The organism is Arthrobacter paludis (assembly GCF_056782315.1).
Map to the genome: position 1 here is coordinate 16,833 of NZ_JBXAEW010000017.1, position 13,430 is coordinate 30,262.

Sequence of the window (13,430 nt, forward strand, 5' to 3'; positions counted from 1 at the left end):
GCAAGGAACGGCGCGCCCCCGCCGCCAACCGGGGCAATCCAGGAACACCGGGCTGTCCGTCCCGGCTCGGCCGGCCGGACACCAGGCAAGCCACCGCACCAGGGGAAGGGGAAACATGGAAGTCACGCTCTGGCAGGTCTTCGTCTCGGAGGTGATCGGGACCGGGTTCCTGATCCTCCTGGGCGCCGGCGTCGTCGCCAACGTCGTCCTGCCGAAAAACAAGGGATTCGACAGCGGCTGGATCGTCATCTCGTTCGGCTGGGGCCTCGCGGTCTTCGCCGGCGTGTTCGCCGGGTTCAAGTCCGGCGCGCACATCAACCCGGCGGTCACCGTCGGCATCCTCGCCAACGGCCAGGAGAACTTCGCCCCGGGCGTCCCGGTCAGCCTGGCCAGCACGCTCGTGTACTTCTCCGGCGAGATGGTCGGCGCCATCATCGGCGCGGCCCTGGCCTACCTGGCCTACAAGAGGCACTTCGACCAGGAGGCCGACCCGGCGCTGAAGCTCGCGGTCTTCTCCACCGGGCCGGCCGTCCGCTCGTACGGCTGGAACCTGGTCACGGAGGTCATCGGCACGTTCGTGCTCGTGTTCATCATCCTCCAGTTCGCCAACACCCCCCACCAGCTCGGACCCCTCGCCGTCGCCCTGCTCGTCGTCAGCATCGGCCTGAGCCTCGGCGGACCCACGGGCTACGCGATCAACCCCGCCCGCGACCTGGGGCCGCGCATCGTCCACGCCCTGCTCCCGATCAAGGGCAAGGGAGCGAGCGACTGGAGCTACGCCTGGGTCCCCGTCGTCGGGCCCCTGATCGGGGGCGCGCTCGGCGGCCTGGCCGCCGGGGCCCTCGTCTGACGGCCCGCGCGCCAGCCACCCCCGACGCCCCTCCCGGACCCGCACAGCAGCAACAAGGAGCAGCCATGAGCACCAAGTACGTCCTCGCCATCGACCAGGGGACCACCAGCTCGCGCGCCATCGTCTTCACGCACGAGGGCACCATCCACTCGGTCGGCCAACTCGAGCACGACCAGATCTTCCCGCGCCCCGGATGGGTCGAGCACAACCCGGAGCAGATCTGGAGCAACGTCCGCGAGGCGGTGGGCAACGCGCTCACCCGCGGAAACATCTCCCACATGGACCTCGCCGCGGTCGGCATCACGAATCAGCGCGAAACCACGGTCGTGTGGGACAAGACCACGGGCAAGCCCGTCTACAACGCCATCGTCTGGCAGGACACGCGCACCCAGAAGATCGTCGAGGAGCTCGCCGGCGACGAGGGCCCCGAAAAGTACAAGTCGCGCGTGGGACTGCCGCTGGCCACCTACTTCTCCGGCCCCAAGGTGAAGTGGATCCTGGACAACGTGGAGGGCGCCCGCGAGGCGGCCGACCGGGGCGACCTGCTCTTCGGCAACACGGACACCTGGGTGCTGTGGAACATGACGGGCGGGGTCGACGGCGGCGTCCACGTCACCGACGTCACGAACGCCTCCCGCACCATGCTCATGGACCTCGACACCCTCACCTGGAACGAGGACATCGCGGCCGACATGGGCATCCCGGTGTCGATGCTGCCGCAGATCCGCTCCTCGTCCGAGGTCTACGGCCACGGCCGGAAGCGCGGCATGGTGCCGGACGTGCCCATCGCCGGGATCCTGGGCGACCAGCAGGCGGCGACGTTCGGCCAGGCCTGCTTCGAGAAGGGCCGGGCCAAGAACACGTACGGCACGGGCAACTTCATGCTGCTGAACACGGGCACCGAGCCCGTCCACAGCAAGAACGGCCTGCTGACCACCGTCTGCTACAAGATCGGCGACGCGAAGCAGGTCTACGCCCTCGAGGGCTCCATCGCCGTGACCGGGTCGCTCGTGCAGTGGCTGCGCGACAACCTGGGCCTCTTCGAGGAGGCCAAGGACATCGAGTACTTCGCCCACAAGGTCGAGGACAACGGGGGCGCGTACTTCGTTCCCGCGTTCTCCGGGCTCTTCGCCCCGTACTGGCGCGCCGACGCGCGCGGCGCCCTCGTCGGGCTGACCCGGTACGTCAACAAGAACCACATCGCCCGGGCCGTCCTGGAGTCCACCGCCTACCAGACCCGCGAGGTGATGGACGCGATGAACGCGGACTCCGGCGTCGACCTGACCGAGCTGCGCGTCGACGGCGGCATGGTCGCCAACGAGCTGCTCATGCAGTTCCAGGCCGACATCCTGAACGTCGACGTCGTCCGGCCCGAGGTCGCGGAGACCACGGCCCTCGGCGCCGCCTACGCGGCGGGCATCGCCGTCGGCTTCTGGAACGGCGAACAGGACGTGGTGGCGAACTGGCGCGAAGGCAAGCGCTGGAGCCCCTCCATGGACGCGGACGAGCGCGAGCGCCTCTACCGCCTCTGGAAGAAGGCCGTCACCAAGACCCTCGACTGGGTCGACGAAGACGTCCGCTGACGCGGACAGGCACCACCCGCACCACACAACCCACGAAAGGAACCATCCGCCATGTCAGGAAACAAGGCCGTCGCGTACAAGGGACCCGGCAAGGTCGAGGTCATCGACATCGACTACCCGACCTTCGAGCTCAAGGACGGGCCCGGGGTGCATCCCGACAACGTGGGCCGGAAGGTCCCCCACGGCGTCATCCTCAAGACCGTCACCACCAACATCTGCGGCTCAGACCAGCACATGGTCCGCGGCCGCACCACCGCGCCCACCGACCTCGTGCTCGGGCACGAGATCACGGGCGAGGTCGTCGAGGTGGGCTCCGACGTCGAGTTCATCAAGGTCGGCGACATCTGCTCGGTCCCGTTCAACATCTCCTGCGGCCGGTGCCGCAACTGCAAGGAGCGCAAGACCGGCATCTGCCTCAACGTGAACCCGGACCGCCCGGGCAGCGCCTACGGCTACGTCGACATGGGCGGCTGGGTCGGAGGCCAGGCCGAGTACGTGCTGGTCCCCTACGCGGACTGGAACCTGCTCAAGTTCCCGGACCGGGACCAGGCCCTGGAGAAGATCATGGACCTGACCATGCTCTCCGACATCCTCCCCACCGGGTTCCACGGCGCGTACACGGCCGGCGTCGGGGTCGGCTCCACCGTCTACGTTGCCGGCGCCGGCCCCGTCGGCCTGGCCGCGGCCGCCAGCGCACAGCTGCTCGGCGCCGCCGTCGTCATCGTCGGCGACATGAACGACGAGCGGCTCGCCCAGGCGCGCTCCTTCGGGTGCGAGACGGTCAACGTCGGCGAGGGGGACCCCAAGGACCAGATCGAGCAGATCCTCGGCGTGCCGGAGGTCGACTGCGGCGTCGACGCCGTGGGCTTCGAGGCGCGCGGGCACGGCGGGGGCAAGGAGGCGACGGAGGCCCCGGCCACGGTCCTCAACTCGCTGATGACCATCACGGCGGCCGGCGGCGCCCTGGGCATCCCGGGCCTCTACGTCACGGGGGACCCGGGCGCCGTGAACGAGGAGGCCAAGCACGGCAGCCTGTCCATCTCGCTCGGCACCGGCTGGGCGAAGTCCCTGTCCTTCACCACCGGCCAGTGCCCGGTGATGAAGTACAACCGGCAGCTGATGATGGCGATCCTCCACGACCGGATCCAGATCGCGAAGGCCGTGAACGCGAAGGCCATCGGGCTCGAGGACGCCCCGCGCGGCTACGCCGAGTTCGACGCCGGCGCGGCCACGAAGTATGTCCTGAACCCGAACGGGTACGTGCGGAACTAGGTCCGCCCGCGGGCACCTCGCCCGTGTCCGACACGCCGACGGCGGGGCCGGCCCCCTTCAGGGCCGGTCCCGCCGTCGCGAACGGCCTAGGCTCGGGCCATGACCACCACCGTCTCCGCGGCCATCGCCGGGGTCGTCGCCGATCACGCGACCGACGTCTTCGCCCTCATGGGCAACGGCAACGCCCACTTCCTCGACGCCCTCGCCCGCGACGGCCGGGTCCGCGTGACCGGGCTGCGGCACGAGCAGGCGACCGTCGCCTCCGCCGACGCGTACCACCGGGTCGCCCGGCGCCTCGCCGTCGCGACGGCCACGTACGGGCCGGGCTTCACGAACGCCATCACGCCGCTGGCCGAGGCCGCGTGCTCGCGCACGCCGCTGCTGTTCGTCGTCGGGGACGCGCCCACGACCGGTCCGCGGCGGTGGGACGTGGACCAGCGGGCCCTGGCGGAGGCTGTCGGGGCGCGCTTCGTCCCGGTCGGTGCCGCGAACCCGCGGGAGACGACGCGCATGGCGATCGGAATCGCGGAGGCCGACCGCCGGCCGGTTGTGCTCTCCCTCCCGTACGACCTCGCCGCGGCCCCGGCGGGCGACGAGCCGGACACCGCGACCGGCGACACCGGGTCCGGCGGCACGCTCTCCCCCGACGGCGGCGTCCAGGACTTCGCGTTCCTCGACGGCGCGCGCCCCGGTCGGGGCCACCCGATGGAGGAGCCCTTCGACCCGGTTCCGCCCGGCGAACAGGTCGACGCGGCGGCCCGGCTGCTGGCCGGGGCCCGCCGGCCCCTGGTGCTCGCGGGGCGCGGGGCACGCAACGCGGCGTCCGCTCTCGGCCGCCTCGCGGACCGCCTCGGCGCCCTGACCGCCAGCACCGCCCCGGCCCGCGGCACGTTCGCCGGCCGCGGGTGGGACCTGGGGGTCTGCGGCGGGTTCGCCTCCGGGCCCTCCTCCGCGCTGATCCGGCAGGCCGACGTCGTCCTGGTGGTCGGCGCGTCCCTGAACCAGTTCACGACCGCGTTCGGGGACCAGTTCGGCCCGGACGCCGCGCTCATCCAGGTCGATCTGGCCGAGGAGCCGACCGGCCCCGACGTCGCGCGGTTCGTCCGCGGCGACGCCGCCGCCGTCGTCCCCGCGCTGCTCGAAGCGCTGGGCGGGCACGCTCCCCCGGCCGAACGCTGGGAGGGGGCCGCGGACCACGCGCGCGGCTCGCGCCTGAACTTCGCGCGCGAGACCGGCACCGGCCAGGCCGCGGACGGGCGGCTGGACCCGCGCACCGCCATGGACCGGCTCAACGCGCTCCTGCCCGCCGACCGGCAGGTGGTCTCCGACGGCGGGCACTTCATCGGCTGGTCCAGCTACCACCTCGACCTTCCCGCGCCGGACTCCCTGACTCTCGTCGGCACGCAGTACCAGGCGATCGGGCTGGGCCTGCCCTCGGCGCCCGGGGCCGCGCTGGCGCGGCCGACGGCGACGACCGTCGTCGTCACGGGCGACGGCGGCGGCCTCATGGGCCTGCCGGACCTGGACTCGCTGGTGCGCGCGGCCCGCAGCGCCGTCGTCCTCGTGTTCAACGACGCCTGCTACGGGGCCGAGATCCACCAGTACGGGTCGCAGGGGCTGGACGAGACGATCATGGAGATCGAGGAGGCGGACTTCGCGGCGCTGGGCCGGGGCGTCGGCGCACAGGGAGTCGTGGCCCGGACCATGGACGACCTCGGCGCGGTGGCGGACTGGGTGGCGGCCGGTGCGCGCGGCACGCTCGTCGTGGACCTGCGGATCAGCCGCGGCGTCGTCGCCCCGTACATCGTGGAGATCATCGAGAAGACGCTGAAGAAGTAGGGTCCCGCTGGTACGTTCGCGGCGTGGAAGCATCCGGCGTCGTCGTCCGACCGCCCGCCGTCCGCGAGGCACGGGCCCTGGCGGAGGTGCAGGTCGCCGCCTGGCGCGCCGCCTACCGCGGGGCCATGCCCGACGGGTTCCTCGACGCCCTGGACGTCCGGCGGATCGCCGAGGTGTGGCGGCAGCGGATCGCCAAGCCCGTGGCCGGGTCCGCCCGCCTGCTGGCGGAGGACGGCGGGGACGTCCTGGGCTTCGCGTTCCTCGGTCCGCCCCTGGAGGCCGCGCCCCCCGGGACGGGGCAGCTGTACGCCCTCTACGTCCGACCCGACCGGTGGGCCCGGGGCATCGGCTCCGCGCTGTTCGCCGCCGCGGAGGGCGAGCTCACCGGCCTCGGCTACACGCGGGCCCTCCTGTGGGTGGAGGAGCACAACGACCGGGCCATCCGGTTCTACACGGACCGGGGATGGTTGTTCGACGGCGGCACCCGGGTGGAGACCGGATTCGGCCCTCCCGTCGCGATCCGGCGCCACAGCCGCACGCTCCCGGGCCCCGCGGCCGGCGAGCCTGACGTCCGGCCCCGATGACGCCCCGCAACGCCGGGTGACGGAGTGTTGCGGGGACGGCCGGCCCCGGCGGGCGCCGCCGTCGGCCTCCCCCGTCGCAATCCGTCACGGCACGACGCCCGCGGACACCGTTGCCGCCCCCGGCCCGCCCCGTTCCTACGCTCGGATCCCACCGGCACCCCGCCGGCGACCCGAGCGCAAGGAGACACCATGACCGTCAACCTCGCCGAGGCCCTCAACGCCTCCCCCTGGGCCAACCGCCCGGCCCCCGCCACGCCGGACGAGTGGGTGCGCCGCGCCCACGACGTCGCGGCGGTCCTCGCCGTCGACGCCCTCTCGCGCGACCGGGCCGGCCGCGACCCGCACGCCGAGGTCCAACTGCTCAAGGACTCGAGGCTGACCGTGCTGCTCGGCCCGGCCGCGCACGGGGGCGGCGGGCAGGACTGGACGACGGCGCTGCGCGTGGTGCGGGCGGTCTCCGCGGGCGACGCGTCGATCGGGCAGCTGCTCGGCTACCACCTGCTCTGGGCGTGGGCGGCGCGGCTGGTCGGGACGGAGGCGCAGATCGAGGCGGTCGAGCGGCTGTACACGGAGCAGAACCTGTTCTTCGGCGGGGCGGTGAACCCGCGGGACTCGGACCTGTCCATCGAGGACCTCGGGGACACGCTGGTCTTCTCGGGGCGGAAGACGTTCAGCACGGGCGCGCGGGTGTCCGACCTGCTGGTGCTCGAGGGGACCCTGCCGGACGGGCGGCACGTGTTCGCGATCGTGCCCACGGACCAGGAGGGCATCGCGTTCGCCGGGGACTGGGACCACCTCGGCCAGCGGCTCTCGGCGTCCGGCGGCGTGGAGATCGCCGGCGTCGAGGTGGACTGGGCGTCCGCGGCCGGCTTCGTGGACAAGGAGTTCCGGCCGCTGGTCTACAACACGCTGAACGTGCCGCTGGTGCAGCAGATCTTCACGGCGATCTACCTTGGGATCGGCGAGGGCGCGCTTGCGGCGGCCCGCGGCTACACGCTGGCCCGCACCCGCCCGTGGCCGTACACGTCCGACCCGAAGTCCTCCGCCGGCGAGGACCCCTACATCCTGGCGACGTATGGGGAGCTGCGCTCCCGGCTCTGGGGCGCGACGGCGCTGGCCGAGGCCGTGGACGCCGAGCTCGCCGCCGTGCTGCACGCCCCGCGCGGGGAGCTGACGAAGCAGGCCCGCGGCCGGATCGCGGTGCGGGTGGCCGCGTCGAAGCAGCTGGCCTCCGAGATCGCCCTGGAGATCGGGAACCGGGTCTTCGAAGTCACCGGGGCCCGGGCGACGGCGAACTCCGTGGGCCTCGACCTGCACTGGCGCAACATCCGCACGCACTCGCTGCACGACCCCATCGCGCACAAGCGGCGCGAGGTCGGCGAGTACGAGCTGCTGGGCCGCCTGCCCGAGCCGACCTGGTACACCTAAGCCGGCGGGGAGAATTTCGGAGCGTAGTTGCCGCTCAGCCGGCAAAAGGAGCGAACTTGTCGTTATGGGGCGCCCAGAACGACAAGTTCGCTCCAAGATTTTTCCGCTCCGGCGCGGCCGGGCGTGCGGCTACTTGGTTGCCCAGAGGGCCGCGGCGTCGTCGAAGGAGATCGTCTCCGAGACGCGCACCGTCGCGTCCGTGACGGCGGCGGCCGGCACGTCGAAGCAGACCTGGTACGACGCGGTGTCGCCGGGACCAAGGGCGGGCAGGTCGATGCCGTCCCGCTCGAGCAGGGCCATGCAGCTGGTCTCGTCGTAGATGCGGGCGTCGGAGCCGACGAGCTCCGACATCAGCCCCATCCACGCGTCCGCCTCGCCGGGACCGTTGTGGGTCACGGTCAGGTCGGCCACCACGTAGCGGCCCTTCGGCGCCTCGTTCAGGGGATTCGCGGCGGCGACGTCGTCCGTTGCGTCGAGGTCGACGGCGTCGACCGTGACCGTGAAGTCGCCGATGTCCGCGCTGTCGCCCAGGTCGAGGACCAGTGCGTCGTCCTGGACCGCCTCGATGACGTCGGCCGGCGCGTCGACCCCGTCCACCATCGCCCGTAACGCACCATCGACGGCCATGGCCGTCGCCACGGTGACGATCGCCGCCACGACCAGCGCCACGGCCGACAGGATGATCGAGGTGATCGCCGTGCCCGTGCCGGAGCCCGCCTTGGACGCCTGGGCCAGCGACACGATGCCGAGGACCAAGGCAACGAGGGCCACGAGCGCAGCCAACAGGTTCACGACCGGAATCCACGCCAGCAGGACACCCACGCCAGCAAGGATGACTGCGGCCGTGCCAAGTCCCTTGCCGGGCACGGGGCCCGGGGGCGGGACGTGTGGAGTGGACGCATGAACGGACGGGTGCTGGATAGACATGGTTCCCCCTGGAAGCGGCGCCCGCCAGAGCGCCCGTGCGAGCGGCGTCGCGGCCCCCGCGCGTAGGCGTCCCGGCGACCGAGACCGATTAAATCGATCTACTGGATAGCCTAGTACCAGCCTTCCGCTGATCCGGTCTGACCCGAGGCCGGGGATCACGCCGTGGCCGGCCGCTGTTCCGGCCCGACCCGGGACAGATCGTTCCCCGGTCATGCCGAGCAGCCCGGATGGTTCTTAGTTCGTGCCCCGCAGCCCGGATCGTTCTTAGCACACTCCGTCATCGACGAATCGATCTAAGAAATTTCCGGGAATGGGGGCTATTGCGGGCTTTAGCTAAGAACGGTTCGGCGATGCGGGCTGTAACTAACAACGGTTCGGCGATGCGGGCTGTAGCTACCAACGATCCGGCGCGTTGGGCGTCAACTGGATCGGCCCTTGACGAAGTCCTGTGATCGCTGCCAGAGTCTTCCCCGTGAACCTGTCCGACAGCCCTACAGGTGGACTGCGGCCGATCGAGCGCAGCAGCGCCGCCGAGGCCGTGTTCCGTTCCCTGCGCCAAGCCATCGAGCACGGCACGCTGCCGGTCGGCGGCAAGCTCGACGCGGAGTCCCGCCTAGCAGCGCAGTACGGCGTGAGCCGCTCCGTCGTGCGCGAGGCCCTCCGCTCCTGCGCGGCCCTCGGGTTGACCCGCACCGACACCGGCCGCGGCACGTTCGTCGTCGCCGACCACCCGCGCCGCGACCTCGTCCTCGGCTCCTACTCCGCGAGCGACCTCGTCGAGGCCCGCCCCCACGTCGAGGTCCCCGCCGCCGAGCTCGCCGCGGGACGCCGCAGCGAGGCCGACCTCGAGCGGCTGCGTGCCCTCGTGGAGAACATGGAGGCGGAGGACGACGGCGCCGCCTGGGCCGACCTCGACACCGCATTCCACGCCGCCGTCGCAGCCGCCAGCGGCAACGCCGTGTTCGGCAAGATCGTCGCGGACCTCCGCGGCGCCCTCGCCCAGCAGTCCGCGACGCTGAACCTCGTCGCCGGCCGCCGGGAGGACTCCGACGCCGAGCACCGCGCCATCCTCGACGCCATCGAGCGCCGGGACGCTCCCGCCGCCGGCCGCGCCATGGCCGAGCACCTCGGCGCCGTCGGAGCCGCCGTCGTCACGATCACGAAGGAGCGCACCCGATGACCACCCACTGCGGCCACGACGCCGCGTTTCCCGCCCCGCCGGCCCACGCGCCCGTCGCCATGCAGACGCGCGGGGACCTGGTGGAGAGCATCCACTACGGCTCCGCCGTCGTCCTCTCCCCCGCCGGCGAGGTCCTCTTCTCCGTCGGCGACCCCGACGCCCTGATCTACCCGCGCTCCGCGCTGAAACCGCTCTTCGCCGCGGGCATGGTCGACGCCGGCCTCGGGCTCACGACCGAGCAGCTGGCGCTGGCCGCCGCGAGCCACTCCGGCTCCGAGCGGCACCGCCGCATCGCCCACACCACCCTCGCCGCGGCCGGGCTGGACGAGGACGCCCTCGCCAATACGACGGACCTGCCCTACGGGGCCGCCGAGCGGGCCGCTTGGCTGGCCGACGGCGGCGCCCCCACGCGGCTCGCCCAGAACTGCTCCGGCAAGCACGCCGCGCTGGTGGCCCTCTGCGTGGACCGCGGCTGGCCCGTCGCGGGCTACCTCGAGCCCGGCCACCCGGTCGAGGCGCTGCTCGCCGACTCCGTCCACGGACTCACCGGCTCCGGGCCGGGCCCGGTGAGCACAGACGGCTGCGGCACGCCCGTGCACGCGATGCCGCTGACCGGACTCGCCCGCGCCTACTCGGCGCTCGCCACCGCCGCGTCGGGCACGGGAGCCCACGCCGTCGCGGAGGCCATGCGCGCCCACCCGGAGCTCGTCGCCGGCGAGGGCCGCGACGTCACCGCGCTGATGCGCGCCGTGCCCGGCGCCATCGCGAAGGACGGCTTCGAGGCCATCCAGGCCGCCGCGCTACCCGACGGCACCGCCGTCGCGGTCAAGGTGTCCGACGGCGGCGACCGCGCGCGCCTGCCCGTCGCGGCCGCCGCACTGCTCCGCGCGGCAGACGCCGCGCCGGGGTCCCTCGACGCGGCGACCGCCGAGGCGCTGGACGCCTTCACCCGCGTGCCCGTCCTCGGCGGCGGACGCCGCGTCGGCTGGCTGACCGGCCTGCCCTAGCCCCCGCCTTGATCGGCGAGCGCGACGTCCCGGCCGCCGCCTGTGCGGAGGTCGCGGACGGCGCGCTGGCGGAGCAGTTCGTCGTCGACCCGGTCCAGGCGCGTTCGTGCATCTGTCCGGGGAGCTCAAGCGCGTGGCCCTGAAGCTGTCCCAGATCTGCAACGACCTGCGCCTGCTCTCCTCCGGGCCCTATACCGGCTGGCGAAGCGCGGGGGCGTGACCCGCCCATCCTTCCGGATGGCGGCGCCCGCGGCAGTTATCCACAGGTCCGGTACGCCGGCCCGCGGATCTGGCTACGCTTCCGGGACGACCGGGTCCGCCCACCGGGACGGGCCGCCGAGGAAAGGCGCGTTGGATGTCCCCGCAGTCCCGCAAGCGCAAGAAGCCCGTCCGCCGGCCCGCCGCGTCGCCTCCCCGGTCCCGCGGCTTGTCCCGGATCAAGAAGCTGGCGCCCGAATACCTCATGTGGTCGGAACAGCGCGGCTGGAGGCGCGAATTCGCCGCTGAGGATTGGGACCTGCTGGTGGCATTTGCCGAGCACTACACCGGACACGCCTCGCTGCCCGCGCCGGACGCCTTCGACGCCGAGGTGGTCGACCGCATCCTCCAGCGGCTGGAACCCGACAACGCGGAATGGCTATCGGCCGTCCTCTCCGATTACCTGATGTTCTTGAGGGGGACGGGACGGTGGACCCGAGACCGGGACGCCTACTTCGAACTCTGTCTGGTGGTCGAGCCGGCGGATGAACCGGACGACGACGAGTGGGAAGACGACGAGCCGTACCTTCCGCCTGAGGAAGCCTGGCTGGCCTGGCTCTCCACACCGCTCGTCCATTGCTCGATCGCGCTGTTGACGTGGCTCGGAGACGGCTGTGAAGTCACCGCTTCCGGACACTTGCTGCCGCGAGACGCGGAGACAACGGCGTTCCTCCTCGAGCGGGCCCGCAGCCAGTTCACCGGAGTCGACACCGAACCGAACAGGGCTTGGCTGGCCCACCTCTGGAGCGGGTTCCTCGCAACGGGAATGGTGCAGGTGCAAGGCACCTGGGCAGTACCTTCCAGCCGCGCAGTGGACCTCTTGGGGCACAACGCCGAACGAGCCGAGGTGGCGGCGAATCAGCTGGCCGAGGGTTTCTTGCTGGCGATCCTGGGCCCCGCACTTGAAGATCCGTCGAGCGGGAACAAGCGTCTCGGTGTCCTGTGCCTTCTCCTGGCGGCCTCTGGCGAGTACCCGGCGGCTCCCCTGCTGGATGACGACAGCTCCTCCGACTCCGAGCACCACCTTCCCTCCGCTCCACTGCCTTCAGTCCGGAGATTGCTGATGGAGATAGAGGATGCGGGGCTTCTCCGCCTCGACGGGCTTTTGGCCCTTCCGCCCATGGCCGCGGCCGTCGTCGGGCGAACCGCAGCCAACGTCTTCATGGGACGGGCAGCCACGGTGCCCGGATGATGCCGCCGTTGTTGTCCGCTTTCGCGGGAAAGCGGACAACAACCGCGAAGGCTGGGTGCGGCGCACCGCTGCGGGCCGCTACGCTTCCGCGTGAACGGCCGGCCGGCCGAACCCGAAGGAAGGCCCCGAATGTCCCCGCAGTCCCGCAAGCGCAAGAAGAGTCCCCACCGGCACCTCCAAGCGGTACCCTCGGCGCGCCCCACCGGGGTCGCCCGCCTCGAGCTTCTGGCCCCCGCCTACGTGGAGTGGGCCGTCGCTCAAGGCGCGCCGGCCGAGGAGCCGGCGGTCGAGTGGAACGCTCTGGTCCAGTTCGCCGGGGACTACGCCACGTTCAATCCGTTCGGGTCGCCCGACGCTTTCGACGCCGGACCCGTCGCGGAGATGCTCGCCGAGGCGCCGGATTCCTTGGCTCGACTCATGGCCGAAATCCTGGACAAGTACCTGCACTTCATGGACGAGACCGGCCGGTGGACCCTCAGCGATGACGAGTACGAGGACCTCCATTCCGTGGTGGGAGCCGGCAGCGCTCCGCAGCTGAACGCGCCGGAACTCTCCGCCGACGAGGCGTGGGAGGCATGGACGGCGACGCCGCTGGTCCAGCGCTCCCGCCGGCTGCTGGAATGGCTTGGAGCGGGCCGGGATGTCACTCCGGCCGGAGCGCTGCGGCTCGCTGACGTCGAAGAAGCGGCGAAGGCCGTGGACGTGCGCGTGCGGGGCGTACGCCACGCCAAGCGGCCCGACATCGAGACGATCGTCGACGCCATGGATGCGCCTGTCGATACCGAGCCCGTGCCCGTCGGGGCCATGCGGGACGTTCCCCGGCTGTCTGCCCTGTGGTCCGCACTCGCGGACGCGGGACTCACCCACATCGGCGCGACGCGCGCCTGGCCGACGGGGCGCGCCGAGGCCCTGCTCGGCGACGATCCAGGTCCCGCGGCCGACGCCGCCGGAACGCTGGCCGGCGCCCTGCTCTGGGCGACCGCGGCAGGCCCAGAAGACGACCCGTTGGAAGGGCGGGGAGCCGCGGCCGCGGCGGCGGTCCTGCTCATGGCCAGCACGGACGAGCCGCCGGCCGTTTCGATCCTCGGCTCCGCGGCCCCACCCGATTTCGTCGACCGCGCGGATTTGGCGACTGTCACCGCGTGGCAGGAGGCCCGGGCCCGGCTCGTCGATGTCATCGATGCGGGGCTCCTCGGCGTCCACGATGACGATCTCGTCGTGCCGGAGGTCGCCGTGCCGGTAGTTGCCTCCGTTCTCGACGCCCTCTTCCGGGCCGGAGAGGAGGAACTGGCGGAGTAGGCCCGCCCTCC

Annotated in this window: 11 protein-coding genes; 10 read left to right on the plus strand and 1 reads right to left on the minus strand. The window is 72.1% G+C overall.

Annotated elements, in window-relative coordinates; translation table 11 throughout:
* The first annotated feature begins 115 nt into the window (after positions 1-115).
* From AC1Q5D_RS14160 to AC1Q5D_RS14185, 6 genes are all read left to right on the plus strand, one after another.
* Positions 116-850: an MIP/aquaporin family protein gene (locus AC1Q5D_RS14160; protein ID WP_481739107.1), complete on the plus strand. Its 735-nt coding sequence runs from the start codon at positions 116-118 to the stop codon at positions 848-850.
* Positions 851-915: 65 nt separating this feature from the next.
* Complete coding sequence (glpK, locus tag AC1Q5D_RS14165) at positions 916-2,433, plus strand: glycerol kinase GlpK (protein ID WP_481739108.1); 1,518 nt, start codon at positions 916-918, stop codon at positions 2,431-2,433.
* Between the two features lie 51 nt (positions 2,434-2,484).
* On the plus strand, positions 2,485-3,705 hold the full coding sequence (fdhA, locus tag AC1Q5D_RS14170) for a formaldehyde dehydrogenase, glutathione-independent (protein ID WP_481739109.1): 1,221 nt from the start codon (positions 2,485-2,487) through the stop codon (positions 3,703-3,705).
* Positions 3,706-3,804: 99 nt separating this feature from the next.
* Positions 3,805-5,544, plus strand: a complete 1,740-nt coding sequence (locus AC1Q5D_RS14175; RefSeq protein WP_481739110.1) for a thiamine pyrophosphate-binding protein — start codon at positions 3,805-3,807, stop codon at positions 5,542-5,544.
* Positions 5,545-5,567: 23 nt separating this feature from the next.
* Positions 5,568-6,128: an N-acetyltransferase family protein gene (locus AC1Q5D_RS14180; RefSeq protein ID WP_481739111.1), complete on the plus strand. Its 561-nt coding sequence runs from the start codon at positions 5,568-5,570 to the stop codon at positions 6,126-6,128.
* Positions 6,129-6,317: 189 nt separating this feature from the next.
* Positions 6,318-7,556: an acyl-CoA dehydrogenase family protein gene (locus AC1Q5D_RS14185; RefSeq protein ID WP_481739112.1), complete on the plus strand. Its 1,239-nt coding sequence runs from the start codon at positions 6,318-6,320 to the stop codon at positions 7,554-7,556.
* A 129-nt stretch (positions 7,557-7,685) separates the two neighbouring features.
* Here AC1Q5D_RS14185 and AC1Q5D_RS14190 read toward each other — a convergent pair whose 3' ends face one another.
* Positions 7,686-8,378 (minus strand): DUF4352 domain-containing protein, encoded by a 693-nt coding sequence (locus tag AC1Q5D_RS14190; protein WP_481739113.1) that lies wholly within the window; start codon positions 8,376-8,378, stop codon positions 7,686-7,688.
* 577 nt (positions 8,379-8,955) lie between these two features.
* Between AC1Q5D_RS14190 and AC1Q5D_RS14195 the strand changes: the two genes are divergently transcribed.
* The 4 genes from AC1Q5D_RS14195 to AC1Q5D_RS14210 all read left to right on the plus strand — a co-directional run bounded on the left by AC1Q5D_RS14195 (position 8,956) and on the right by AC1Q5D_RS14210 (position 13,419).
* Positions 8,956-9,663, plus strand: a complete 708-nt coding sequence (locus AC1Q5D_RS14195; protein ID WP_481739114.1) for a FadR/GntR family transcriptional regulator — start codon at positions 8,956-8,958, stop codon at positions 9,661-9,663.
* A complete protein-coding gene (locus AC1Q5D_RS14200; protein WP_481739115.1) occupies positions 9,660-10,670 on the plus strand; it encodes an asparaginase in 1,011 nt (336 codons plus the stop codon). Before AC1Q5D_RS14195 ends, AC1Q5D_RS14200 begins: the two co-directional genes overlap by 4 nt.
* Before the next feature lie 355 nt (positions 10,671-11,025).
* Positions 11,026-12,120, plus strand: coding sequence for a hypothetical protein (locus AC1Q5D_RS14205; RefSeq protein ID WP_481739116.1), 1,095 nt, complete (start codon positions 11,026-11,028; stop codon positions 12,118-12,120).
* Positions 12,121-12,249: 129 nt separating this feature from the next.
* Positions 12,250-13,419 (plus strand): hypothetical protein, encoded by a 1,170-nt coding sequence (locus AC1Q5D_RS14210; protein ID WP_481739117.1) that lies wholly within the window; start codon positions 12,250-12,252, stop codon positions 13,417-13,419.
* Positions 13,420-13,430 lie beyond the last annotated feature (11 nt).

What these genes read in the sequence shown, in the direction of transcription:
- AC1Q5D_RS14185 (WP_481739112.1), top strand. Translation starts at nt 6,318, where the DNA reads ATGACCGTCAACCTCGCCGAGGCCCTCAACGCCTCCCCCTGGGCCAAC.
- AC1Q5D_RS14175 (WP_481739110.1), top strand. Translation starts at nt 3,805, where the DNA reads ATGACCACCACCGTCTCCGCGGCCATCGCCGGGGTCGTCGCCGATCAC.
- AC1Q5D_RS14200 (WP_481739115.1), top strand. Translation starts at nt 9,660, where the DNA reads ATGACCACCCACTGCGGCCACGACGCCGCGTTTCCCGCCCCGCCGGCC.
- AC1Q5D_RS14160 (WP_481739107.1), top strand. Translation starts at nt 116, where the DNA reads ATGGAAGTCACGCTCTGGCAGGTCTTCGTCTCGGAGGTGATCGGGACC.
- glpK (WP_481739108.1), top strand. Translation starts at nt 916, where the DNA reads ATGAGCACCAAGTACGTCCTCGCCATCGACCAGGGGACCACCAGCTCG.
- fdhA (WP_481739109.1), top strand. Translation starts at nt 2,485, where the DNA reads ATGTCAGGAAACAAGGCCGTCGCGTACAAGGGACCCGGCAAGGTCGAG.
- AC1Q5D_RS14205 (WP_481739116.1), top strand. Translation starts at nt 11,026, where the DNA reads ATGTCCCCGCAGTCCCGCAAGCGCAAGAAGCCCGTCCGCCGGCCCGCC.
- AC1Q5D_RS14210 (WP_481739117.1), top strand. Translation starts at nt 12,250, where the DNA reads ATGTCCCCGCAGTCCCGCAAGCGCAAGAAGAGTCCCCACCGGCACCTC.